The sequence below is a fragment of the Streptomyces sp. NPDC021225 genome (assembly GCF_044332865.1).
In the GTDB taxonomy this organism is placed as follows: domain Bacteria; phylum Actinomycetota; class Actinomycetes; order Streptomycetales; family Streptomycetaceae; genus Streptomyces.
Genome location: NZ_JBIRPV010000009.1, coordinates 1 through 24,579, shown reverse-complemented (window position 1 = coordinate 24,579; position 24,579 = coordinate 1). Strand labels below are relative to the sequence as shown.

Annotated in this window: 8 protein-coding genes; 6 read left to right on the top strand and 2 right to left on the bottom strand. The window is 75.4% G+C overall.

All coding sequences use genetic code 11. From position 1 onward, the window contains the following. Window positions 1-20 precede the first annotated feature (20 nt). The gene (locus ACH4S9_RS33045) at window positions 21-1,550 is read right to left on the bottom strand and encodes a glycoside hydrolase family 43 protein (protein WP_398375241.1); all 1,530 of its coding nucleotides are present in this window, start codon (window positions 1,548-1,550) and stop codon (window positions 21-23) included. Between the two features lie 296 nt (window positions 1,551-1,846). Between ACH4S9_RS33045 and ACH4S9_RS33040 the strand changes: the two genes are divergently transcribed. The 5 genes from ACH4S9_RS33040 to ACH4S9_RS33020 are packed head-to-tail and all read left to right on the top strand — an operon-like array spanning window position 1,847 to window position 22,756. Beyond that, window positions 1,847-3,577 (top strand): fatty acyl-AMP ligase, encoded by a 1,731-nt coding sequence (locus tag ACH4S9_RS33040; protein WP_398375240.1) that lies wholly within the window; start codon window positions 1,847-1,849, stop codon window positions 3,575-3,577. A gap of 3 nt (window positions 3,578-3,580) precedes the next feature. Next, entirely contained in the window at window positions 3,581-18,466 is a 14,886-nt protein-coding gene (locus ACH4S9_RS33035) for an SDR family NAD(P)-dependent oxidoreductase (protein ID WP_398375239.1), read from the top strand. Between the two features lie 7 nt (window positions 18,467-18,473). After that, window positions 18,474-20,798 (top strand): thioester reductase domain-containing protein, encoded by a 2,325-nt coding sequence (locus ACH4S9_RS33030; protein WP_398375238.1) that lies wholly within the window; start codon window positions 18,474-18,476, stop codon window positions 20,796-20,798. Continuing rightward, complete coding sequence (locus ACH4S9_RS33025; protein WP_311723253.1) at window positions 20,795-21,937, top strand: alpha/beta fold hydrolase; 1,143 nt, start codon at window positions 20,795-20,797, stop codon at window positions 21,935-21,937. Before ACH4S9_RS33030 ends, ACH4S9_RS33025 begins: the two co-directional genes overlap by 4 nt. A gap of 57 nt (window positions 21,938-21,994) precedes the next feature. Continuing rightward, on the top strand, window positions 21,995-22,756 hold the full coding sequence (locus ACH4S9_RS33020; RefSeq protein ID WP_311723254.1) for an alpha/beta hydrolase: 762 nt from the start codon (window positions 21,995-21,997) through the stop codon (window positions 22,754-22,756). Between the two features lie 12 nt (window positions 22,757-22,768). Here ACH4S9_RS33020 and ACH4S9_RS33015 read toward each other — a convergent pair whose 3' ends face one another. Beyond that, window positions 22,769-23,476: an SDR family NAD(P)-dependent oxidoreductase gene (locus ACH4S9_RS33015; RefSeq protein ID WP_385337320.1), complete on the bottom strand. Its 708-nt coding sequence runs from the start codon at window positions 23,474-23,476 to the stop codon at window positions 22,769-22,771. Between the two features lie 103 nt (window positions 23,477-23,579). On the opposite strand from ACH4S9_RS33015, the gene ACH4S9_RS33010 reads away from it, so the two are divergent. Further along, the gene (locus tag ACH4S9_RS33010) at window positions 23,580-24,419 is read left to right on the top strand and encodes a helix-turn-helix transcriptional regulator (RefSeq protein ID WP_311723256.1); all 840 of its coding nucleotides are present in this window, start codon (window positions 23,580-23,582) and stop codon (window positions 24,417-24,419) included. The last annotated feature ends 160 nt before the right edge of the window (window positions 24,420-24,579 follow it).

The window sequence follows — 24,579 nt, the reverse complement described above, 5'->3', positions numbered from 1 at the left end:
GCGGGCCCCCGGGCACCGCGTCAGTGGGGGTCGGCGGCGGTCGGCCGGTAGTCGAACCAGTCGAAGGCGGCGCTGTCTTCGGTGACATACATGCCGATCACCCGCCCGGTGAAACCGCCGCACACCTCGGTCGACAGATAGCGACCGTCGAGTTCGGCCAGCCGCACGGGTTCGGGCCCGTCGAGCCAGAAGGCGATCGCGTCCGGTCCGCCCGGACGCACACCGAGCGGTTCGCCCGCCGCGTCCCCGGCGGAGGTGACGGAGGGGGCCGGTATGTCGCCGGTGCGGACCTCGACGGCCAGGGTGAGCGGGCCCGGCGCCACCGGGTGCCGCGCCACGCACTGGCGCAGCGGGCCGATCCGGGCGATCACGCTCACCTCTCCCCCGCCGACCTCCAGGTCGTAGTGGTGCGCCTCGTCCAGGCGCACCGAGAGTCCGGCGCGGGCCCGGCCGGGGTCCAGGCGCGCCGTCACCCGGCAGTCCGGGTGCTGCTGGCGGCGCCCGATGAAGGTGTGGCCCGGGCGGTCGAGGGTGGCCCCCGTCGCGGTGAGCGTCAGCCACCCCGGCCGGTCGCGCAGGGACCAGGAGCCGGCGGGGCGGCCGCGCGGGGAGATCCAGCGGGGCGCGAGCGCCGGGCCGTCGAAGTCGTCCCGGGGCGGCTCGGGGTCGAGCGGCCGCCAGGCGGCCGGGGCGGGGTGGCGTTCCCGTACGGGCCCGGCCTCGGGCCAGCCGTCCACCCATCGCACGGGCGTCAGAAACGTCTCCCGGCCCAGGACATGGTAGGCCGGGAAGAAGCCACGGGGGCGGGTGGCGAGCAGCAGCATCCACCAGGTGCCGTCGGGCGCGGACACCAGGTCGGCGTGGCCGGTGCTCTGGATCGGCAGGTCGGTGCTGCGGTGGGAGAGGATCGGGTTGGCCGGGGCGGCCTCGTAGGGGCCGCGCGGCGAGCGGGCGCGGGCGATCGAGACGGAGTGGCCGCGCTCGGTGCCGCCCTCGGCGAGCATGAGGTACCACCAGTCGCCGACGCGGTACAGGTGACGGGCCTCGGGGTGCTGGAGGCCCGTCCCGGACCACACCGGCCAGGGCCCCTCCAGCACGGTGCCGGACGCCGGGTCGATACGGGCCACTTGGACGCCGGAGACGGCGCACCAGCACGAACCGTCCTCGTCCCAGGCGAGGTCGGGGTCGATGCCCGGCAGATCGATCCAGACCGGGTCCGACCACGGCCCCTCCGGCCGCTCGCCGGTGACGAGGAAGTGTCCGCGGCCGCCGACATTGGTGGTGATCATGTAGAAGCGGCCGTCGTGGTGGCGGATGGTCGGCGCGTAGATCCCGCCGGAGGCCGGTGTCCCGTCCGGCAGCTCCAGCTGTCCCGGCCGGTCCAGGACGTTGCCGACCTGCCGCCAGTGCACCAGGTCCCGGCTGTGGAAGAGGGGCACGCCCGGGAAGTACTCGAAGCTCGAGCACACCAGGTAGTAGTCCTCGCCCACTCGGCACACGCTGGGGTCGGGGTGAAAGCCGCCGATCACCGGGTTGTTGTACATCCGCATGCGAAGCGCTCCTTCGGGAGGTCGAGAGCGGATGGGTGGCCACGCGGCATTGACGCGTCATCCGCCCGGACAAGGTCGCCGAGCCCTTCCGTCAGATGGTCACCCGCGACAAGGCCACCGGCGAGCTCATCGTCAAGCCGACCAACTGGATCACGTTTATGCGGATCAGGACACACAGATGACGTCCACCGGAACCCCGGCGCCCGCCCGGGTTCCGGTCCTCCGTCCTCGGACCCGCGTCCACTCCGTGGGACTGCCCCCTTTTGTCCCGGTCTCCCGGCCCTACTCTGAGCCGCATGTCTGACTCGCTGGTCAACGTGATGCTCACTCAGGAGGAGCGGCAGCCCGACCGCATCGCCTATCGCTACCTGGCCACCGGGGACTGTGACGGAGAGATCCAGGAACTGTCGTACGGGCGGCTGGGCCGGCGCTCCCGGGCCATCGGCGGCCTGCTTCAGGAGCGCGGCCTCGCGGGCTCCCGGGCGCTGCTGCTGTATCCGCCCGGCGTCGAGTTCATCTGCGGCTACCTGGGATGCCTCGCGGCGGGGGTCATCGCGGTGCCGGGCGTGCCCCCGCAGGGGCGGTCGCAGAACCACCGGGCCCTGACCCGGATGAAGCGCCTGATCGCCGACGCGGACGTCAAGGTGATCCTGGGCGGCCGGCAGGTCATGGCGGCCCTGGACGGCATGGAGGAACACCTTCCCCAGCTGGCCGACATCGCCCGCGTCGTCACCGACGACATACCCGAGGATGCGGAGAACACCTGGCGCGCACCCGACATCGGCCCGGATTCGGTCGCGTTTCTCCAGTACACGTCCGGCTCGACCTCGGCTCCGCGCGGCGTGACCGTGACGCACGGCAACCTGATGGACAACCAGCGGGTGCTCACACACGGATTCGGGCACTCCCCCGACGCGCTCGCGGAACATGACGGGGATCTCTTCGTCAGCTGGCTGCCGGTGTACCACGACATGGGACTCATCGCTCCCGTGCTCAACACCCTCTACCTGGGCGGGACATCCACCCTCTTCTCCCCGCTGCACTTCCTCCAGCGGCCCGAGCGCTGGCTGAGCGCCATCTCCCGGTTCCGCCCGCACACCAGCGGGGCGCCCAACTTCGCGTACGAGCTGTGTCTGCGGCACGCCACGCCCGAGCTCCTGGACGGCCTCGACCTGCGCCCGTGGCGGGTGGCGTTCAACGGCGCCGAGCCCGTGCGGGCCGCCACGCTGCGGCGGTTCTCCGACACCTTCGCCCCGGCCGGCTTCCGGCGTGCGGCCTTCCTGCCCTGCTACGGGCTCGCGGAGGCGACGCTGATGGTGAGCGGCAGCGCCGTGGACGCGCCGCCGACGCTGATCGGCAGGGCCGGCCCCGGGGCGCGGCCCGAGCCCGCGGACGCGGAGCTGGTGAGCTGCGGCCGGCCCGGTCCCGGCATGACCGTGGTGATCGTCGACGGTGATCGCCAGGAGGAGTGCCCCGAAGGCGAGGTCGGCGAGATCTGGATCGCCGGCGCGAGCGTCGCCCGGGGCTACTGGCGCAACGCCCTGGCGACCCGCGAGGTGTTCCGGGCGTCCCTGAAGGACGGCAGGAGCGGTTTCCTCAGGACGGGCGACCTGGGATTCCTGCGGGACGGGGAGCTGTTCGTCACCGGCCGGCTCAAGGACCTGCTGGTGATCGACGGACGCAACCACTACCCCCAGGACCTGGAGCTCTCGGCCGAGCTGTGCCACCCCGCGCTCCGGCCCGGCTGCACCGCCGCGTTCTCCGTCGAGGACGGGGCGCTGGGCGAGCAGCCGGTCGTCGTCGCGGAGGCGGCGCCGGAGGCCGCGCCCGAGTTCGACAGGATCACCGCCCTGATCCGCAGCACCATCGGCGAGGCCCACGGCCTGTCGGTGCGGGATGTCGTCCTGGTCAGCCCCGGCACCATCCCCAAGACGTCCAGCGGCAAGATCCAGCGCCGCGCCTCCCGGGCGGCATATCTCGAAGGGACGCTCTCCGTGGTCGGCTCCTCCAACGGCACCACGGGATAGCCCATGTCCGCGAGGAACTTCACCGCCGCCTCCCCCGAGGCCGTCCAGGCGTGGCTGGCACAGGCCGTCGCCGACCGCACCGGGCTCGACCCGCTGCGGGTCGAGGCCGACCGGCCGATCGCCGAATTCGGCCTGGGCTCGCGCGATCTGGTGGCGCTGACCGTGGGCCTGTCCGAGCGGATCGGCCGTGAGCTGGACCCCTCCCTGCTCTACGACCACCCCACGATCTCCTCTATCACCGAAGCGCTGTCCGGCGGCAAGAGCCCCGCGTCCGGGGCCCGGCCGCCCCGGGTGCCGGGGGCGCCGGACGACATCGCGATCATCTCGATGGCCTGCCGCTTTCCCGGGGGCGCGGACGACCCGGAGGGCCTCTGGCGGCTCCTGGACGCGGGCGAGGACGCCATCCGCGAGGTCCCGGCGGGCCGTTGGGACACCCGGGGGCTGTACGACCCGGATCCGGACGCCACCGGCAAGGCGTACACCCTGCGGGGCGGGTTCCTCACCGACATCGACCGCTTCGACGCCGCGTTCTTCGGGATCGCGCCACGCGAGGCGGCCGCGACGGACCCCCAGCAGCGGCTGCTGCTCCAGACCTGCTGGGAGGCGGTCGAGCGGGCCGGGATGGTCCCCAAAGAGCTGGGCGGCAGCTCCACCGGCGTCTATCTCGGCCTGTACGACAGCGGGTATCTGGCCTCGGCCGGTCTTGGGCAGCTGGACGGGCACGTCGGCACGGGCGCGGCGGCGAGCGTCGCCTCCGGCCGGCTCGCCTACGCGCTGGATCTGCGGGGCCCGGCCGTGACGGTCGACACCGCCTGCTCCTCCTCGCTGGTCGCCCTGCACCTGGCCGCGCGCGCCCTGGCGGGTGGCGAGTGCGACCTGGCCCTGGCCGGGGGCGTCACGCTGATGGTCACCCCGCGCGGCCACGTCGAGTTCAGCAGGCTCCGCGGGCTGTCGCCCACCGGGCGGTGCCGGCCGTTCTCGGCCGACGCGGACGGCGTGGTGTGGGCCGAGGGCTGCGGCCTGGTGGTGCTCAAGCGGCTGGCCGACGCGCGGCGGGACGGCGACCGGGTGCTCGCGGTCGTCAAGGGCTCGGCGATCAACCAGGACGGCCGCAGCCAGGGCCTGAGCGCCCCCAGCGGCCCGGCGCAGGAGCGGGTCGTACGCGCCGCGCTGGATGCCGCCTGCCTCGAACCGCACGACGTGGACTATGTGGAGGCGCACGGCACCGGCACCCTGCTCGGCGACCCCATCGAGGGCCGCGCCCTCACCGCCGTCTTCGGGCCGGGCCGCCCCGCCGGCCGGCCGCTGGGCGTGGGGTCCCTGAAGTCGAACATCGGCCACGCGCAGGCCGCGGCGGGGATCGGCGGGGTCATCAAGACGGTGCTGGCGCTGCGGCACGAGCGGCTTCCGGCGTCGCTGCACGCCGACACGCCGACCGAGCGGGTCGACTGGGCGGGCGGCGGCCTGGAGGTGTACGGCCGGGCGCGCGCGTGGCCGCGCGGCGAGCGGGTGCGCCGCGCCGGGGTGAGCGCGTTCGGGATCAGCGGCACCAACGCGCATGTGGTGATCGAGGAGGCGCCGGAAGACCTGGCACCGCCGCCGCGGTCCGCCGGTGACGAACGGCCGGAGGCGACGCTGTTCCCGCTGTCGGCCCACGCCCTGCCCGCCCTGCGCGGACAGGCCGGCCGGCTCCTGGACGCCCTGACCGCCGAAGCGGCCCCGCCTCTGCGGGCCGTCGCCGCGACGCTGGCGCATCGCCGTACGCACTTCGAGCGGCGCGCCGTGGTCGTGGCGCGCCACCGCGACGAGTTGCTGAGCGGGCTGCGCGGGCTGGCCGCCGGGCGGCCAGGAGAGGAACTGGTCGTGGGGCCGTCGGAGCCGCTGCCGCCGGGGAAGCTGGCCTTCGTGTTTCCGGGCCAGGGAGCGCAGTGGGCCGGGATGGCCCGTGATCTGCTGGTCGGCTCCCCGCTGTTCGCGGACGAGCTCGACCGCTGCGACGCGGCCCTGCTCCCGCACACCGGCTGGTCGGTCGCGGCCGTGCTGCGCGGCGACGCGGACGCGCCGCCCCTGGAGCGGGTCGACGTCGTCCAGCCGGTGCTGTTCGCCGTCATGGTGGCCCTCGCGGCGGTGTGGCGGGCCCGCGGGGTGCGGCCGGACGCCGTGGTGGGGCACAGCCAGGGCGAGGTCGCCGCGGCCTGTGTCGCCGGGGCGCTCGGTCTGCACGACGCGGCGGCCGTGGTGGCGCTGCGCAGCCAGGCCCTGACGGGCGTGGTGGGGAGCGGTGCCATGGCCGTGGTGGCCCTGCCGTCCGCGGAGGTCGAGGCCCGCCTCGCGGAGCTGGGCGGGGCGGTGTCCGTGGCGGCCGTCAACAGCGGCAGGTCGACGGTGGTGGCCGGGGAGGTGGCGCCGCTGGAGTCCCTGCTGGCCGGCCTCGAGCGGGAGCGGGTGTTCACCCGGCGGCTGGACGTCGACTACGCGTCGCACAGCCCGCGGGTCGAGCCCGTGCGCGAGGCGATCCTGGGGGACCTCGACGGCATCGTCACGTATCCGGCGTCCGTCGCGTGGTATTCGACGGTGTTCGGCGAGCCGGTCGGCGAGGAGCTGGAGGCCGACTACTGGTACCGCAATCTGCGCGAGCCGGTGCGCTTCGCCGCCACCGTGGAGCGCATGGCGGCCGACGGATACCGCTACTTCGTCGAACTCAGCCCGCATCCGTCGCTGATCACCGCCCTGCGGACGGTCGCCGAGGACACCGGCCACGAGCTGGTCGCCGTCGGTTCCCTGCGGCGCGACGAGGACGGGCCCGGCTGTCTGGACCGGGCGGCGGCCGAACTGCACGTCCACGGGCGGGACATCAACTGGTCGCGCCTGGTCGCCGACGGAGCGTGGGCCGAGCTGCCGACGTACGCGTGGGACCGGCAGCGGCACTGGACCGAGCCCGAGACCTCGGCCGGAGCCTCGGGCCTGCTCCCCCGCGCCGGGCATCCGCTGCTCGGGGTCCAGCTGCGGTCACCGGACGCGACGCGCTGGACGTTCCGGGGCGAGTGGTCCCGCGCCACGGCCGAGTGGCTGCCCGACCACGCGGTGTTCGGGCAGGTGGTGGTCTCGGGGACGACCGTGGCGGAGCTGTGCCGGGCGGCGCTCGCGGCGGCCCGCCCCGACCGGCAGGACGACGTCGCCGACCTGCTGCTGCTCGCGCCCCTGACGCTGCCCGCCGCCGGCACGGTGGAGGTGTCCGTCGAGGTCGTCGCGGCGGACGCGCGGGCCGTGCCCGAGGTCCTGGTGCACAGCCGGCCGCGCGGGCGGGAGACCGGGTCCTCGGAGTGGACGCTGCACGCCACCGCGTCGGCCGGTGAGCCCGCCACCGGCGCCGTCGGCCCGCCGCCGGTGTGGCCGGAGGACGCGTCGGAGCCGTGCTGGGGACCGGACACGTATGCGCGGCTGGCCGAGGCGGGCCTCGGCTACGGTCCGGCGTTCCAGGGTGTCCGGTCGGCGGTGCGCGTCGGCGACGGCGAGGTGCTGGCCCGGCTCTCGCTGCCGCCACGGGCCCGCGACGTGGCGGACCCGTATCCGGTCCATCCCGCCCTGCTGGACGCCGCGTTGCACGTGGCCGCCGCGTTCGACACCTCCGGCCGCGTGCTGCTGCCGGTCGCCGTCGACCGGTGTGCCCTGCCTCCGGGCGGTGCGGACGACCTCACCGCGTCCGTGCGGCGCACCGGTGGCGCGGGGACGGATGTCACGCTGGATGTGACGCTGTGGGACCCCGACGGCCTTCCGGCGGGGCGCCTGGAGGGCGTGCGGCTGCGCGCCGCCGACCCGGCGGATCTGCGGGTCGCCTCCGAGACCGCCCGGCATCTGTACGAGGTGGCGTGGACGGCCGTGGCCGCCGAGACCGGGCCGACGGACGGCACACCGCCACCGGGCGACAGCTGGACCCTGCTCGGCGACCCTTCGGACGAGCGGGTGGCGGCGGCCCTGAGGAGTCTCGGCCCGGCGGGAACCGGGGTGCGTACGGCCACTGCGGTGGACACCGTGCCGGAGTCCAACGGCACGTTGGTCAGGTTCTGGCCGCTTCCCGGTTCGGAATCCGAACCAGCCCTGCATGCCGAGGAGTTGGCGGCCGCCGGACTCGCCGAGCTGCGGGCCCTCCTCGCCCTGCCGCGCGACCGGGCGCCGTCACGGGTCGTCTGGGTGACGCACGGCGCGGTCGCGGCCGACGGCGACGACACGGTGCCGGGCCTCGCCCAGTCCGTGCTGTGGGGCCTGGCCCGCGGCGCGCGCACCGAACACCCGGAACTCGGGCTGAGCCTGGTCGACCTCGAAGGACCCGGCCCCTGGCCCGCCCTGACCGCCGCCCTGGTGGACCCCGAGCCGGAAATCGCGGTCCGCGGCGGCAGGTTGCTCGCACCGCGGCTCGTACGCGCCCGCGCCGGTGACGACCTCAAGGTCCCGGCCGACGACTGCTACGAGCTGGCCGGACCCCCGGATGCGGCGCCTCCCGGCGACCGGTCGGACCTGGAGCTGCGCGCCGTGCCCCGGCCGGAGCTGCCGCCCGGCCGGGTGCGGATCGAGGTGCGGGCGGGCGCGGTGCCCGGCGCCCGGGGCGCGCTGGCCGAGTGCGCCGGCGTGATCACGGAGGTCGGCGCGGGAGTCGACGGGCTGTCGCCGGGCGGGCGGGTCCTCGCCCTGGCCGATACGGCGCTGGGCTCCCAGGTGGTGGCCGAGGCGCGGATGGTCGCGGTGATCCCGGACGAGCTGCCGTTCACCGTCGCGGCGTCCCTCCCCCTCGCGTACGCCACCGCCCATCACGCCCTGCGCGACCTCGCCGACGTCCAGCCGGGCGAGCGGGTGCGCGTCGCGCCCGACACGGGGGCGCCGGGTGCGGCCGCGGCCCGGCTCGCGGAGGCGCTCGGGGCCCGGCTCGTCCGGGACGCCGCAGAGCCGTCGGACGTGCTGCTGGTGGCGGCGGAGGGCGAAAGGCACCCCGGGGCCGCGCCGGGCGGCAGGGTGGTCGTCCTCGGCTCGTCCGACAACGCCCCCTTCGACAACGACCCCTCCGACAACGGCCCTTCCGACGACGGCCTTCGCGAACGGCTCGGCGAGGCCCTGCGCGCGGTCGTGGCGCTGATCGGCTCCGGCCGCCTCCGCCCGCCGCCGCCCCAGGTGCTGCCCATCACCGCGGCGCGCGAGGCCGCGCGCCGGCGGGCCGCGGGCCGGGACGGCCCGGTCGTCCTGGAGCTGGGCGGCCGCGCCACGGTGGTGCCCACCGACGGCACGGTGCTGGTCACCGGCGGTCTTGGCGCGGTGGGTGGGCGTATCGCGCGGTGGCTGGCCGAGAGCGGCGTCCCGCGGCTGCTGCTGACATCCCGTCGGGGCCCCGCCGACCCGCGCCGCGGCGAGGTCACCGCGGAGCTGTCCGCGCTCGGCGCCGAGGTCGAGGTGGTTGCGTGCGACGTGGCGGACGAGGCGGCCCTCGCCGAGCTGCTCGGCCGCGTCGGTGGCGAGCTGCCGCTGCGCGGCGTCGTGCACTGCGCGGGCACGCTGGCCGACGGGGTGCTCGCCGAGCAGACGCCCGAGCGGCTCGCGGAGGTGCTGCGCCCCAAGGTGGCGGGGGCGGCCAACCTCCACCGGCTCACCACCGGCACACCGCTCGCCCTGTTCCTGCTGGTGTCCTCGGCCGCCGGGGTGGTGGGGAACGCCGGGCAGAGCAATTACGCGGCCGCCAACGTCTACCTCGACCAACTGGCCCACCACCGGAGGGCATTGGGCCTGCCCGGCGTATCGGTGTCCTTCGGGGCCTGGTCGGGGGGCGGGCTCGCCGCCGAACACGCCGATCTGGAGCGCCTGGCCCGGTCCGGCTACCGCGCACTGACCCCCGATCAGGCCTGTGAGCTGGTCGAGCTTTCACTGTCGCGCCGGGCCCCGCATCTGGTCGCCTGGGCCCTGGACCGGTCGCGGCTGCGTGACACCTTCGCCCGTGACGGCGGCCCGGCCGCGCTGTGGCGCACGCTGCTGCCCGCGCCACGGGCCGGCCGTGACGGCGCCGCCTTGGCGGACCGGCTCGCCCGGCTCCCGGAGGCCGAGCGCGCCGAGCGAGTGCTGTCCCTGGTCCGCGAGGAGGCGTCCCGGGTCCTGGGGCTGCGCTCGCCGGACGCCATCCGCCCCGGCCGGCCGCTGCGCGAGCTGGGCCTGGACTCGCTCATGGCCGTCGAGCTGCGCAACCGGATCGGGGCCCGGCTCGGCGCCCGGCTGACGGCCACCGTGCTGTTCGACCACCCGACGACGGCCCGGCTCGCGGCACATCTGCTGGACACCGTGGTCGCGTCGGGCGAGCGGGCCGCCAGGCGGCCCGCGACCGGCGCCCCGCGGGCGCGTGGCGGAGCCGACGAACCGGTGGCCGTGGTGTCCATGGCCTGCCGGCTGCCGGGCGGCGTGGCCGACCCCGAGGCGCTGTGGGAGCTGCTCGCCGACGGCCGCGACGCGGTCGGGCCGTTTCCGGCGGACCGATGGGACGTCGGGTCGCTGTACGACCCCGACCCCGATGCTCCGGGCAAGACCTACGCCAGGGAGGGCGGGTTCCTCCGGGACATCGACGCCTTCGACGCGGGGTTCTTCGAGATCACCCCGCGCGAGGCCGCCGCGATGGATCCGCAGCAGCGGCTGCTGCTGGAGACGGCGTGGGAGGCGCTGGAGCGCGCCGGGATCGTGCCGGCCGAACTCGCGGGCAGCACCACCGGTGTGTACGTGGGCATGTTCGGCAGCGACTATCTGGCCGGCTCCCGGCTCGACCAGCTGGACGGCTATGTCGGCACCGGCTCCGCGCTCAGTGTGGCCTCGGGCCGGCTGGCCTACGCCCTGGGGTTGCAGGGCCCGGCCCTGACCGTGGACACCGCGTGTTCCTCCTCGCTCGCCGCGGTGCACCTGGCCGCCCAGGCGCTGCGCTCCGGCGAGTGCGACCTGGCGCTGACCGGCGGCGTGACGCTGATGGTGACACCGCAGACGTTCGTGGAGTTCAGCCGGTTGCGGGGACTGTCCCCGACCGGCCGCTGCCGGTCGTTCTCCGACGAGGCCGACGGCGCGGTCTGGGCCGAGGGCGCGGGGATGGTCGTGCTCAAGCGGCTGGGCGACGCGCTTCGCGACGGCGACGAGGTGCTCGCCGTGCTGCGGGGCACCGCGGTCAACCAGGACGGCCGCAGTCAGGGGCTCGCGGCGCCGAACGGCCCGGCCCAGGAGCGGGTCGTCCGCCGGGCCCTGGAGCTGTCCGGCCTCGCGCCCGCGGACATCGACTACGTGGAGGCGCACGGCACCGGCACCACGCTGGGCGACCCGATCGAGGCGGGCGCCCTGTCGGAGGTGTTCGGCGTCTCCCGGCCACAGGGCCGTCCGCTGTATCTGGGCTCGCTGAAGTCGAACCTCGGCCATCTACAGGCGGCTTCGGGCATCGCCGGTCTGATCAAGGTGGTGCTCTCGCTGCGCCACGCGACGCTGCCGCGCACCCTGCACACCGCCCGGCCCAGCCGCCATGTGGACTGGGACAGCAGCGGGCTGCGGCTGTTGCGGGAGCCGGTGGCCTGGCCGTCGGGCGCGCGGCCGCGGCGGGCGGGGGTCAGCGCGTTCGGGATCAGCGGCACCAACGTCCACGTGGTCGTGGAGGAGGCCCCACCTCAGCCCCCGGTTCAGGCCCTGCCCGAGGGGGCCGAAGCGGCCCCGGGGCGGCGGCTGTTCGTGGTGTCCGCGCGCGGCGACACCGCCCTGCGCGGCCAGGCCGCCCGGCTCGCCGGACACCTGGCCGCCCTCCCCGCCGACGGATCCGCCCTGCCGGACATCGGCTATACGCTGGCCCGCCACCGTAGCCACTTCGAGCGGCGCGCGGCGGTGGAGGCCGACGACCGGGCCGAGCTGCTGGCCGGTCTCGACGCCGTGGCGAGGGGGGAGGCGCGGCCCGGCGTGTCGCTGTCGCCGCCCGGGGCCGCGCCCGCGGGCAAGGTGGCGTTCGTCTTCCCCGGGCACGGCGGGCAGTGGCCGGGCATGGGCGTCGAGCTGATGGCGGGCTCCGAGGCGTTCCGGGAGGAGCTGACCCGCTGCGACGAGGCGATCGCCCGCCACACCGGCTGGTCGGTGGGCGCGGTGCTGCGCGGCGAGGCGGGCGCGCCCGGTATGGAGGGGACGGATGTCCTCCAGCCGGTGCTGTTCGCGTTCAACTCCGCGCTGGCCGCCGCCTGGCGCTCCCTGGGGGTCGTCCCCGACGCGGTGGTCGGCCACAGCCTGGGCGAGCTCGCCGCCGCGTACGGCGCGGGAGCCCTCGCCCTCGACGACGCCGCGGCCGTGGTGACCCGGCGGGCCCGTGCCGTGGTGCCGCTGGCGGGCCGGGGCGGGCTGCTGTCCGTGGAGCTGCCGCGCGCGGAGGTCGAACGGCTGCTCGCCCCGTATCCGGACCGGCTGTTCGTGGCGGCGGTCAACAGCGGGCGGTCCACCACAGTCTCCGGCGAGCTCGACGCGCTGGCCGGGCTGCAACGGCGGCTCGACGAGGAGGGGGTGCCCGCGCGCCGGCTGTCGGCGGCGTTCGCCTCCCACAGCCCGCTGATGGAGCCGCTGCGCGAGGAGCTGCTCGGTGCGCTGGCCGGTGTCCGGGGGGTACGGACGCCCACCCCGCTGTACTCGACGGTGCTGGCGGAACCGGTCGCCGGTGACCGCCTGGACGCCGACTACTGGTACGCGAATCTGCGGGAGCCGGTCCGGTTCGCCGACACGGTGCGGCACATGCTGGACGACGGCTGTCGGTACTTCGTGGAGCTGAGCCCGCATCCGTCGCTCGGCGCGTCGATCGAGTCGGTGGCCGCCGAGGCCGGGATCGACGCGGTGAGCGTCGGCTCGCTGCGCCGCGACGAAGCGGGCCCGGACGGGCTGCTGCGCGGGCTGGGGCGGCTGTACGGCGCGGGGCACACGCCCGACTGGTCGGCCCTGTTCCCGGCGGGCCGCCGCGCCGACCTGCCCACCTATGCCTTCGCCCGGGAGCGCCACTGGCTGTCGGCCGCTCCCGCGACGGCCACGGGGCCGGGCACCTCGCCGCTGGTCGGCACGCATGTGGAGGCCAGCGACGAACCCGACAGGCACATTTTCCAGACCGACCTCGACCTGCGGGACAGCCGGTTCGGCTATCTGTCCGACCACCGGGTCGCCGGGGAGGTGTGGCTGCCCGCCGCCGCGTTCCTGGAGATGGCGCTCGCGGCGGCGTCGGCGCTCGACGAGGGCGGACGGCCGCGGCTGTCCGAGGTCGAGTTCGAGGCGCCGCTGCGGCTGGAGGCGGCGGCGCCCGTACGGCTTCAGCTGGTCCTGCGGCCCGAGGAGCACGGCGTCCGGGACTTCGCCATCGCCTCGACGGCCCTCCGCGGGCCGCGCCCGGAGTGGGTGCGGCACGTCCGCGGGCGTGTTGCCCGCGCCGAGGCCGAGCCGTGCCCCGGGCCCGGCGGCGGCCCTGAAGGCCTCGCCGAGCTGCGGGAGTTGTGCGCCGAGGCAGTCGACATGGCCGAAGTCCACGCCCGTCTTGCCGCCCTGGGCATCGACTACGGCCCGGCCTTCCGGGGCCTGGAGGAGGGCCATCGCTCGGCCGGCGCGGCGCTCGGCCGGCTGGCCGAGGTGCCCGCCGCCGGGCATCTGCTGCACCCCGCCGTCCTCGACGCCGCCTTCCGGACGGCCGCCCTGCCGGGCGACGCCCCCGCGGGCCGGGCGTTCGTACCCGCCGGGGTCGGGCGGCTGCGGTTCACGGGCCGGCGTACCGCACCGGCCTGGGCGACCTGCTCGCTGCGCGCCGTGGACGGGGACACCGCCACCCTGGATCTGCGGGTCTGGGACGCGGAGGAACAACTCGTCCTGGACATCGAGGGGTTCCGGCTGGCCGCGCTGTCTCCGCTCGACGGCTCGCTCTTCGAGACGCGGTGGCTGCCCAGGCCCGCCGCGCGCGAGGCGCCCGCCCAGGGCGGCTGGCTGATCCTGTCGGACGAGTCGGGCGTGGGGGCCGCGCTCAGCGGCCTGCTCGGACCGGTGCCGCACGTGGTGGCCCGCAGGGGCGACACGTTCGCGGCGGAGGCGCCCGGGCGCTACCGGCTCGATCCGCTGAACCCGCAGCACCTGGCGCGCCTGCTGGCGGAGGCGTTCCCCGAGGGGCCGCCGGAGCGGGTGGTCCAGCTGTCCGCCCTGGACGCCCCGCTGATCGAGTCGGCCGAGGCGGCCGCCCGGGCCGCCCGGCTGTGCTGCCTGTCCACCGCGCACCTGGTGCGCGCGCTCGCCGACCGCCCGCGCGGCCGGGCCCCGCGCCTGTTCCTGGTCGTACGGGGCGCCCAGGCCGCCGGGGACAGCGCGGAGGTGACACACCCGCAGCAGGCGCTCGGCTGGGGCTTCGGCCTCGCGGTGGCCCAGGAGTACCCGGAGCTGGCCACCACGCTGATCGACCTGCCGTCGGACGGCGGTCTCGACGCCCTGTGGGCACAGCTGCGGCACGCCGACGGCGAGCGCCTGGTCGCGCTGCGCGGCACGGGCCGCCTGGTGCCGCGCCTCGTCCGCACCCGTCCGGACGACGCCGGGCGCGGCGAGCCCCGCCCCGACGGCGCGTATCTGGTCACCGGTGGTCTCGGCGGCCTCGGCCGGGTCGTCGCCGAGCGCCTGGTGCGGCGCGGTGCGCGCCGGCTGGCGCTGTTGAGCCGGGGAGCGCCCACCGCGGAGGCGGCGCGCTGGATCGAGGACCTGCGGGGGCGCGGCGTGACGGTCCGCCACGCCCGGGCGGACGTCGCCGACCGGGCGGGCCTGGCCGCCGCGCTGGACGGGCTGCGGCGCGAACTCGGCCCGCTCACCGGCGTCGTCCACACCGCCGGCGTGCTGGACGACGCCACGGTGCCCCATCTGACGGAGGAGCGGGTGCTGCGGGTCCTCGCCCCCAAGGTGCTGGGCACGGCCCTGCTCACCGAGCTGGTGCCCGAGGCGGAGCGTCTGGTGCTGTTCTCGTCGGCTGCGGGCCTGCTCGGCTCGGCCGGACAGAGCCCGTACTGCGCGGCGAACGCCTTCCTCGACGCCTGGGCGCACCATCTCGCCCGCGCCGGCCGGCCGGCGCTCAGCCTCGACTGGGGCGCCTGGGCGGAGGTCGGCCTGGTGGCCGGGTCGGACATCCGGGCCGCGTCGGTGAGCCGGTCGGGCCTGGTGGGCCTCTCCCCGCAGGAGGGAGGCGAGCTGTTCGAGGGGCTGCTGCCCACGGCGCGCCGCCAACTCGCCCCGCTCGCCCTGGACCGGGAGGCGCTCGCGCTCGACCCGGACACCGTACGGTCGCGGCCGTTGCTGTCCGACCTGGTGCCCGCCCCGGCCGCGGCGCCGGGCGCGGGCGGACTGGTCGCCCGGGTGCTCGCGGCCACGACGGCGCGGGAGCGGACGGACCGTCTGGAGGCCTATGTACGGGCCAGGGTCGGCGAGGTGGCCGGCGGCGGGGTCGCGGACGCCGCCCCCACGACGGCCCTGAAGGAGCTGGGGCTCGACTCCTTGATGATCGTCCGGCTGCGCAACGCCTTCGCCCGTGAGCTCGGCGTCGAACTGCCCGCCTCGGCGGTGTTCTCGGCGGCCGACATCCGCGGCCTCGCACGGGACCTGGGCGCGGCGCTGGCGGAGCGGGACACCTCCACCGGGCCCGTCCGGAATGGGCCGCCGGTGGCCGATTCCGCGGCCGATGTGCCCGAGGTCGATCTGCGGCCCGCGACCCGTGACGTGGTGCGGCTGTTGCGCAGCGCCCGCCGGGACACCCCCGGTGCCGCACAGGCCATCGGCCTCGCGGTCCGGCTCGCCGCGCCCACCACCCGGGGGCGGTTGACCGACATCCTGGCCCGGCTGGCCGCGCGGCACGCGGCGCTGCGCACGGCGATCCTCACGGGGACCAGGGAGGGCACACGGCTGCGCGTCGAGCGGGAGCCCGCGGGGCCCCTGCTGCGCTGGTCGGAGCTCGGCGGCGGCGCGGACGAGGATGCCGCGGTGGGCAGGCGGCTGCGGGAGCTGCTGGAGCCGCCGTTCGACCTGGCGGCCGCGCCGCTGTGGCGGTTCGAGCTGCTCGACCGCGGCGACCGGGGCCAGGTCCTGGTGTTCGGCGCGCACCACGCGGTGAGCGACCTTCAGTCGCTGCTGCTCGTGGCGGCCGAGATCGGCCGCGAGCTGTCCGGCGCCCCGCTGGGCGACGCCGTCTCCAACCGCGACATCGACCTGCTGCTCCAGGCGCAGGAGGCACGGCCCACCGACCGCGCCGACGAGGCGGCGGCCGACTGGCGCGAGGCGTTCACCGGCAGCGCCCGGCTCGATCTGACGCTCGCGCGGCCGCGCCCGCCGGTGCGCTCCTTCCGGGCGGGCAGCGTGACCCTGCCGATCCCCGACGGGCTCATGGAGCGGGTGTCCTCGGAGGCGAGCCGGCTCGCGATCACCCCCGCGGCCTTCTGCCTGGGCACCCTGACCGTGCTGCTCGCCCGCGAACGGCAACGGGACCGGTTCGTGCTCGCCGTCCCGGTGGACACCCGTGTCCACGTCGACGCGTACGACGCGGTGGGCTTCTTCGGGGTGCCGGTGCCCGTCCCGGCCCAGGCCGCGCCCGGCGAGACGATCCACGAGGTGCTGCGCCGCACCGACGGCCGCCTGGACCGGGTCCTGACGAAGGGCGCCATGTTCTCCGACGCCCTGTCGGCGCTGGCCGCGCAGGGGCTGTTCCGGGAGAACGCGCCGATGGTGGAGGTGTACTTCAACTACGTACGGTCCTCGGCGGCGCGCCTGGAAGGCCTGGAGGTCCTTCCGGCCGGAACCGGGTACTCCGACCTGGACCTGATGGTCACGATGACGCCGGACGCCGGACGGCTGCGGCTGGACCACAACCTGGACATCATGGACGAGGCGAGCTGCGCCGCGCTCGGCGAGGGCTTCCTGCGGCTGCTCGCCGAGGTGGCCGACGACCCCACGGCGCAGGCCCGCCCCGCGGCCGACTCCCCCGCCACGCCTGCGCGCACCACGGCCCCGCGCCCCTCGCCAGGCCCTGTCCGGGCGGTCTTCTCGGGCCCGCGACGCCAGGGGGCACCTCCCAGCGGTAGCTGGGGGATACGGCGCCCCCAGCTACCGCTGGGGGTACCCCCGGCTGCGTTGTCGGAGTCGCCCGCCACGCCGCGGCAGCGGCATATCGATCGCAGCGCCCAGTACGAGGGCGACCCTCCGCCTTGCGATGCTCCCCCAGCCTTCGGCCGGGAGGTGCCCCCTCATCTGACGCCGCGGGCTGATCCTCAAAGACCGCCCGGACAGGGCCTCGCCCTCGCGGCCACCTTCGCCCTCGGCAACCTGCCGCTGCTGTGCGAGACGGCGCTGGCCGACGACCCGTCGGAGGCGGGCGGCGGTGTGACGGTCGTGGAGGCGCCGTATCACCACGTCCTGGCGGGCCTGCGGGATCCCTCCGGGGTCTTCGCCGACCCCTCGACTGCGCTCGGAGTGGTGCTGCTGAGGGCCGTCGACCTGGAGCGGTTCGGGCCGGTCGGCGACGCCCTGCTCGCCGAGTTGCGCGCGGAGTACCCGGCCGCGCTGCGGGCCCTGTCCGAGCGGACCCGCAGGCCGTTGGTCGTCGGGTTCCTGCCCTCCTCGTACGGCGACGAGCGCCTGGCGCGGTGGGAGCGCGAACTGGCGGCCGAGCTGGCGGAGCTGCCCGGTGTCGCGGTGCTGCGCCCCGACGGCTGGACCCGGCACCACGCCGTCGAGGACCGGTTCGACGACCGCACCGACAAGCTGGCGCACCTGCCGTTCACCCCGCCGTTCCAGGCCGCCGTGGCCCTCACCCTGGCCGAGGTGGTGCGGGCCGTGCGCCGCACGCCGCCGAAGGTGATCGCGGTGGACGGCGACGAGACGCTGTGGAGCGGGGTGGCCGGGGAGATCGGCCCGGACGGCGTGGACCTCGGCGGCCCCCGTGCGCTGCTGGCCCGCCGGCTGCTCCAGTGGCGGGCCGCCGGGGCGCTGTTGGTCCTGGTCAGCAACAACGACGAGGCCACGGTGCGGGCGGTGCTCGACCGCCCGGACAGCCTGCTGCGGGCGGAGCACTTCAGCGTGGTCTCCGCCACGTGGGGCCGCAAGGCGGAGCGCCTGGAGGCGGCGGCGCGCACCCTCAACCTGGGCCTCGACAGCTTCCTGTTCCTCGACGACAACCCGGTCGAGATCGCCGCCATGCGGTCGGCGCTGCCCGAGGTGCTGTCCGTGACCTGCCCGGCGGCCGGGGAGCTGGAGCCCTTCCTGGCCCGGCTGTGGCCGCTGGTCCCGGCCGCGGGCACGGCGGAGGACTCGCTGCGCGCCGAGTTCTACCGCCATGAGCGGGCCCGTGACGCGATCCGCGAGCGGGCCGGGTTCGAGGAGTTTCTCGCCCAGCTGGATCTGGAGGTCGACATCCGGCCGCTGTCCGGGCGGGATGCCGAGCGCGCCGAGCAACTCGTACGCCGCACCAACCAGTTCACCCTGCGCGCCCGGTCGGCCGACGGCGGCGATCTGGAGCGGTGGCGCCAGCAGGGCGAGGTGTGGACGGCCGCGGCCCGCGACCGGTTCGGGGACTACGGGCAGATCGGGCTGCTCGCGGTCCGCCGGGACGGCGACCGGCTCGACGTCCTGGCCTGGATGCTCAGCTGCCGTGCGCTGGGCCGCGGGGTGGAGGAGCGGCTCCTGGGGTGGCTGGCCGACCGCGCCGAGGCCCTGGGCTGCGCCACGGTACGTCTGACGGCGGAGCGGACACCGCGCAACGCACCTGTCCGACGGCTGCTCGCCGCGCTGGGCGGCGGTGAGCCGGACGACACATACCTGGCAGTCGTGACGACGCCGGAGCACCTGCGGGCGTTCCGGTCCTGGGAGCAGTGAGGGCAAGATGAGTGACGAGGGACGGCGGCCGGTTGGCGAGTCGATCGAACGGGGTGGCGGCGGGCTCAGCGTGGCCGACCTGCTGGCCCGGGCCCTGCCCGGGGCCGCATCGGCACCGGTCTCGGCGTCCGCGCCGCCCGGCGACGGGCCGGCCGCCGACGTGGACGCGAACGCGAACGCGGACACGAACACCGCCGCGGACGTGGACCGGCTGGCGGAGGCCATCGCCGCCGTGGCCGCCCGCTTTCTGCCCGACGGCCGGATGGGGCCCGACACCGACTTCTTCGACGCCGGGGGCACCTCCGTCGACGCGGTGGAGCTGGTGGCCGCGCTGGCCCGGGAGTCGGGCGTGGAGCTCGCCCTGGACGATGTGTTCGCCGACGCCCGGCCGCGCCGTCTCGCCGAGCGCCATCTGCCGGCCATCGGAGCCTCCGCCCCGAGCCCGACGGCCCCCGGCCCCGCGGCCAACGCCGTACCCGCGGCCCGGACCGCGTCCGTGGGCGCCGCCGACGAGGATCTCGAGCTGGTCCTGGCCGACCTGGCCCGCGCCGACGGCCTGCCGTGGACGGGACCGCCGGAGCCCGCCGCGCCCCGCCGGATCCTGCTGACCGGGGCCACCGGCTTCCTCGGCGGCCATATGCTCCTCGACCTGCTGCGGTACAGCGACGCCCACGTCTACTGCCTGGTCCGCGCGGCCGACGAGGAAGAGGCCACCCAGCGGCTCGGCACCGCGCTGGCCGGCTTCTCCCTCCCGTGGTCCTCGGAGATCCGCAGGCGGGTCACCGTCCTGCCGGGCGACCTCCGCCGACCGCGCCTCGGCCTGCCGGAGGACCGCTGGAGCGCGCTGGCCGAGGAGTTGGACTCTGTGGTCAGTGTGGCGGCGGCGGTGGACTTTCTGCGCGGCTACCCCTCGCTGCGGCAGAGCAATGTGGCGGGGCCGCTGACTCTGGCGGAGCTGGCGGCGACCGGGCGGCCCAAGCCGCTGCACCACATCTCGTCGATCGCGGTGTTCAACCAGGTCGGCATCGCCTCCATGGGCGAGGACGACCCGCTCGCCCGCATCGACCGCCTGGTCGCGGGCTACGACAAGTCCAAGTGGGTGGCCGAGACCGCGCTGCGGCGCGCCCGTGACCACGGCCTGGTGGTCACCGTGATGCGCCCCGGGGGCATCGGCGGACACACCAGGACGGGCGCGTACAACGCCCAGGACCTCAGCAGCGGGCTGATCTCGGCGTTCGGCCGGTTCCGTACCGTGCCCGCCTTCCGCTACCTCAACGCCGCCCCGGTGGACTGGGTGAGCCGGGTGGCGGCGGCCGTCATCTGCGAACCCGCCGCCTGGGGCTACAACTACAACCTGACGGGCGTCCCGAACACCCTGGACGACGTGGTGCGGGACATGGGGTTCGGCGGCATGAACGTGACGGTGCAGGAGTGGGACGAGTGGCGGGCCGACGCCCTGGCCCGGCTGGAGGCGGAGCCGGTCCCCGGGCTGGACTTCCTGACCAGGGTGCTGCGCAGCCCGGCCGCCCTGAAGCTGTGCGAGGCGACGCTGAAGGGGCCCGAGGCCACCGGCGAGCGCACCGACGCGTTCGTCGCCGCGCACGGTCTGCCGGCCGCGACCCGGTACGACACCCAGGCGCAGCTGAAGACGTTCGAGCGGCTGGCCGGGGACGGCCTCGGCCGGCTGCCGAACCGTCAGGACCCGCCGTATCTGTGGTTCCCCGAGACGATCGAGGGCACCCTGGGCCCGGTCGGCGGGCCCGCGCACAGCGAGTGCACGCTGTCGCTGACCCTGTCGATCGCGAGCATGTACCAGCTGGTGCGGGAGCGCCGGGTCGATGTGCGCGGAGAGCTGTCCTGCGCGCTGCTGCACCCCGATCCGGTCGTGGTGGAGCGGGGCGATCTGTGGGTCCGCCCGCAGGAGGGGATACCCCTGCGCCACGGCCTGCGTCATCAACTGCTGCTCTATCGGCTGCGGTTGCGTGACGCGGACGGCCGGCGGTGGTGGCTGGAGGGCCGGAAGTTCGCCCGCGCGCGGCGCGATGTGTGGCGGCAGACGCGTGCGCTGACCGTCGAGATCGGCCGCGAGGGCGAGCCCGCGAGCCTGGCGGGCGAGGTCGTGGTGCCCGCCGACAGCTATGTGCGCGACCAGATCGACGGCATCCGGGTCGATCCGCTCCTCTCCGGCCAGGAGAAGCGGGTGGCCAAGCTGACCTGGCTGGCCTGGTTCGGCCGGGAGATGGGCCGTGGCCTGCTCGGCCCGTTCGCCCGGGTGGGGGCGGACCTGCTCGACCTTCGCCGGAACCCGACACTGACGGAGCGCGACCGATGACCCCGCTGACCTCGAGGACCCCGCAGACCCCGCGATCCCCGCGAACCCCGGTGACCCTGCGGCCGCTGTACGCCCGGCTCGACGGGGCGACCGTCGAGGAGTTCCCCTTCCGGGTCAAGGACGGCACCCTGCTCGGCCTGACCAGGGTGACCACCGGCTCATCCCCCGGCCAGGGGCACCGGCCCGCGGTGCTGCTGCTGCACGGCCACACCGCGTCCTCCGACATGTTTCTGCTGCCCGAGACCCGCAACCTGGTCGAGGTCCTGCTGGACGAGGGCTATGAGCCGTGGCTGCTGGACTGGCGGGGCAGCTGTCGGCTCCCCTACAACGAGACCGGCCGCCGCTACACCTACGACGACGTCGCCGTGTACGACATCCCCGAGGCGGTGGCGCTGGTCCGGCAGCGGATCGGCGACCGGCCGCTGTTCGTCGTGGCCCACTGCATCGGCGCGCTCTCGCTGTCGATGAGCATGGCGGCGGGCCTGGTGCCGGGGCTCGCCGGGGTGGTGGCGCACGGGGTGTTCCTGACGCCGAAGCTTGCGGGCCGGACGTCCCTGCGGATGACGCTGGCCGCCGAGTTGCTGAAGTCACGTGTCGACCACATTCCCGTGGACTTCCGCAAGGTGGGCTTCTGGTCGCGGTACACCCCGCTGTTCGCCCTGGCTTCGCGGAAGGCGAGCTGCCCGGACCCGACCTGCCAGATTCTGCACAACTCGGCCTGGGGCACGGGCGCCTCGCTGTTCGTGCACGAACATCTGTCCGCCACCACGCACAACCGGCTGGCGGAGCTGCTCGGCCCCGCGCCGCTGTGGATCCTGCCGCATCTGCGCCGGATCGAGCTGGCGCGCAGCATGGTGCGCTGGCACCACGGGGACGGCCGCTACCGGGCGCTGCCGGAGAACGCCCTGGACCAGGCCGGCCGTATCGACTGCCCCGTCCTGCTGCTCTCCGGCAGCGAGAACGGGCTGTGGCTGGACTCCCAGAAGCTCTGCCACGAGGTGCTCGCCGCCCGGCAGCCGCGGCTGGATGTGGCGTACGCCGAGGTCCCCGGCTACGGTCACCTCGACATGTTCATCGGCCGGGGCGCCGCCCTCGATGTGTTCGGGCACATCCTCGACTTCCTGGGCGGGCGCCGGTAGTCGGCCGGTGGTGAACGTTCCGTACCCGCACGCGCCACAGCCCGGAGGTCGTGACCCATGCCGCAGCTCGAAGTCGTTGGCGCCAGACTGACGTTCGACGACGAGGGTCGCCGCGACGGTGTGCCGCTGGTGTTCATCCACGGCTGGACGGCGAATCGGCACCGCTGGGACCACCAGATGGCGCACTTCGCCCCGCACCGGCGGGTGATCCGCCTGGATCTGCGCGGGCACGGCGAGAGCGACGGGGTACCGCGCACCATCGCCGAGCTGGCCGGCGATGTGCGCGCCCTGCTCGACCGGCTGGAGGTCGACCGCTTCGTCCCGGTCGGCCACTCCATGGGCGGCATGATCGCCCAGACGCTGGCGCTGGACCACCCGGGGCGGATCGAGCGCATGGTGCTGGTGAGCTCGATCAGCCGGATGGTGTACAGCCGCGGCCGCGGTCTGCTGATGGCGGCCTCGACGCTGCTGCCGTTCCGTGTCTTCGTCACGGCCAACATCCAGCGGGCCTTCGGCCCCGGCCATCCGCGCGAGGAGGTGCGGCGATACGCCCGCGCCTCCGCGACCACGCCGCGCGAGGTGGTCATGACCTGCTACGACGCGATGCGGGCCTTCGATGTGCTCGACCGGGTCGGTGAGATCCGGACGCCCACCCTGCTGTTGCACGGCTATCACGACATCCAGCTGCCGGTGTCGCAGATGCTGCGGATGGCCAAGGGCTATCCGGACGCGGTGGTACGGATCCTCGACGCGGGGCACGAGCTGCCGCTGGAGAGCCCCGCCGCGGTCAGCTCGGCCGTCGAGTCGTTCCTGGGGTGACCGCCCGCCCCGTTACCAGGGGAGGGGGCCTTCGGCGTCGAAGTAGCCTCCGGTCGGGCCGTCGGGGCCCACCTGTGCCATGCGGACGATGATCTCGGCGCCCTCCTCGACGGTCTGTGTGCCGGTGTGCCGGTTCAGGTCCGTCGCGGTGTAGCCGGGCTCCACCGCGTTGATCCGCATCTGCGGGAACGCCTTCGCGTACTGCACGGTGATCATGTTGACCGCGGTCTTCGACGTCGGGTAGGCGACGCCCGGGTAGGCGTACGTCGGTGTGTCCGGGGTGGTGACCCGGGTCAGCGAGGCAAGGCCGCTGCTGACGTTGACCACGACCGGGGCGGCGGACCGCCGCAGCAGCGGCAGGAACGCATGGGTCACGCGCACCACGCCGAACACGTTCGTCTCGAAGACCGACCGCATCGCGTCGGCGGTCGCCTCCGCCGCGCCGATCACCCGTCCGTCCGGCTCCCGCGCTTCGACGCCGGCGTTGTTGACCAGCACATCCAGTCCGCCGTCGGCCTCGACGGCCTTCGCCGCGGCCGCGACGGACGCGTCGTCGGTGACATCGAGGAGGACCATCCGCGCGCCCAGCCGCTCGGCGGCCCGGCGCCCGCGCTCGGCGTCCCGGCTGCCGATGTAGACGGTGTGACCTGCTGCGACGAGCCGACGGGCGGTTTCGAAACCGAGCCCCTTGTTGGCTCCGGTGATGAGTGTTGTCGTCATGCCTCCAGGGTGCGGCGGGGCGGTGCGGTCAGCCAGACGTCCCGTGTTCCTGGGACTACCGGTACCAGGCACATGTGCGGCGCGGCGGTGCACACTGGGCTGCATGGCGACAGCGGAGTTCGGGCAGGCGGTGCGCCGTTGGCGCGACCGGGTGGCACCCGAGGCCGCGGGGCTGCCCGCCGGCGGGCATCGGCGGGCGCCGGGGCTGCGCCGCGAGGAGCTGGCGCTGCTGGCCGGGATCTCCGTCGACTACGTCACCCGCCTCGAGCAGGGCCGCGCGTCCAACCCGTCGGTGCAGGTCGTCGAGGCCCTGGCCAGGGCGCTGCGGCTGGCGGGCGCCGAGCGCGCCCATCTGTTCCGGCTGGCCGGGCTGGCGCCGCCGGGGCCGGACACGATGCCCGCGCTCATCACGCCGAGCGTCCAGCGGCTGCTGGACCGACTGACCGGGACCCCCGTCGCGGTCTTCGACGCGTCCGGGACGCTGCTCCTGGCCAATCCGCCGTACGCGGCGCTGATGGGCGACCCGTCGGGGTGGCGCGGCCACCAGCGCAACGCCGTGTGGCGACACTTCGTCGGCCCGGGCGGCCGGACCCGGCACACTCCGGAGTCGCTGCGCGCGTTCGAGGCCACGCTGGTCTCCGACCTGCGCGCGGCTGCGGACCGCTACCCGGCCGATCAGCGGCTGGGGCGGCTGGTGGCGGAGCTGCGCGCGAACAGCGACCGGTTCGCCGAGCTGTGGGCGTCCGGCGCCGTCGGCCGCCACGAGGCCGCACGCAAGATCATCGATCATCCGCGCGTGGGCCCCGTGACGCTGGACTGCGACGTGCTCACCGTGGCGGGCAGCGAGCTGCGCATCATGGTCTACACGGCCGAGCCCGGCACCGAGGACGCCGAACGCCTCGCGCTGCTCACCGTGCTCGGCACCCAGGATCTCGTCGGGTAGCCGCCCACGGCGGAGGTACGGCGGCGGGGGGGGGCCCCCCCCCCCCGGGGCCCCCCCCCCCCCCCCACCCCCCGCGGCCCCAAATTGGAGGGAGTGGGGGGCCGGGACAACCAAGAAACACGAAGCCCCCCCCCCCACCCCCAACAACAACCCGGGAGGG

Coding starts and splice junctions, on each gene's coding strand:
- ACH4S9_RS33030 (WP_398375238.1), top strand. CDS start 18,474: ATGAGTGACGAGGGACGGCGGCCGGTTGGCGAGTCGATCGAACGGGGT.
- ACH4S9_RS33045 (WP_398375241.1), bottom strand. CDS start 1,550: ATGCGGATGTACAACAACCCGGTGATCGGCGGCTTTCACCCCGACCCC.
- ACH4S9_RS33025 (WP_311723253.1), top strand. CDS start 20,795: ATGACCCCGCTGACCTCGAGGACCCCGCAGACCCCGCGATCCCCGCGA.
- ACH4S9_RS33035 (WP_398375239.1), top strand. CDS start 3,581: ATGTCCGCGAGGAACTTCACCGCCGCCTCCCCCGAGGCCGTCCAGGCG.
- ACH4S9_RS33040 (WP_398375240.1), top strand. CDS start 1,847: ATGTCTGACTCGCTGGTCAACGTGATGCTCACTCAGGAGGAGCGGCAG.
- ACH4S9_RS33020 (WP_311723254.1), top strand. CDS start 21,995: ATGCCGCAGCTCGAAGTCGTTGGCGCCAGACTGACGTTCGACGACGAG.
- ACH4S9_RS33010 (WP_311723256.1), top strand. CDS start 23,580: ATGGCGACAGCGGAGTTCGGGCAGGCGGTGCGCCGTTGGCGCGACCGG.
- ACH4S9_RS33015 (WP_385337320.1), bottom strand. CDS start 23,476: ATGACGACAACACTCATCACCGGAGCCAACAAGGGGCTCGGTTTCGAA.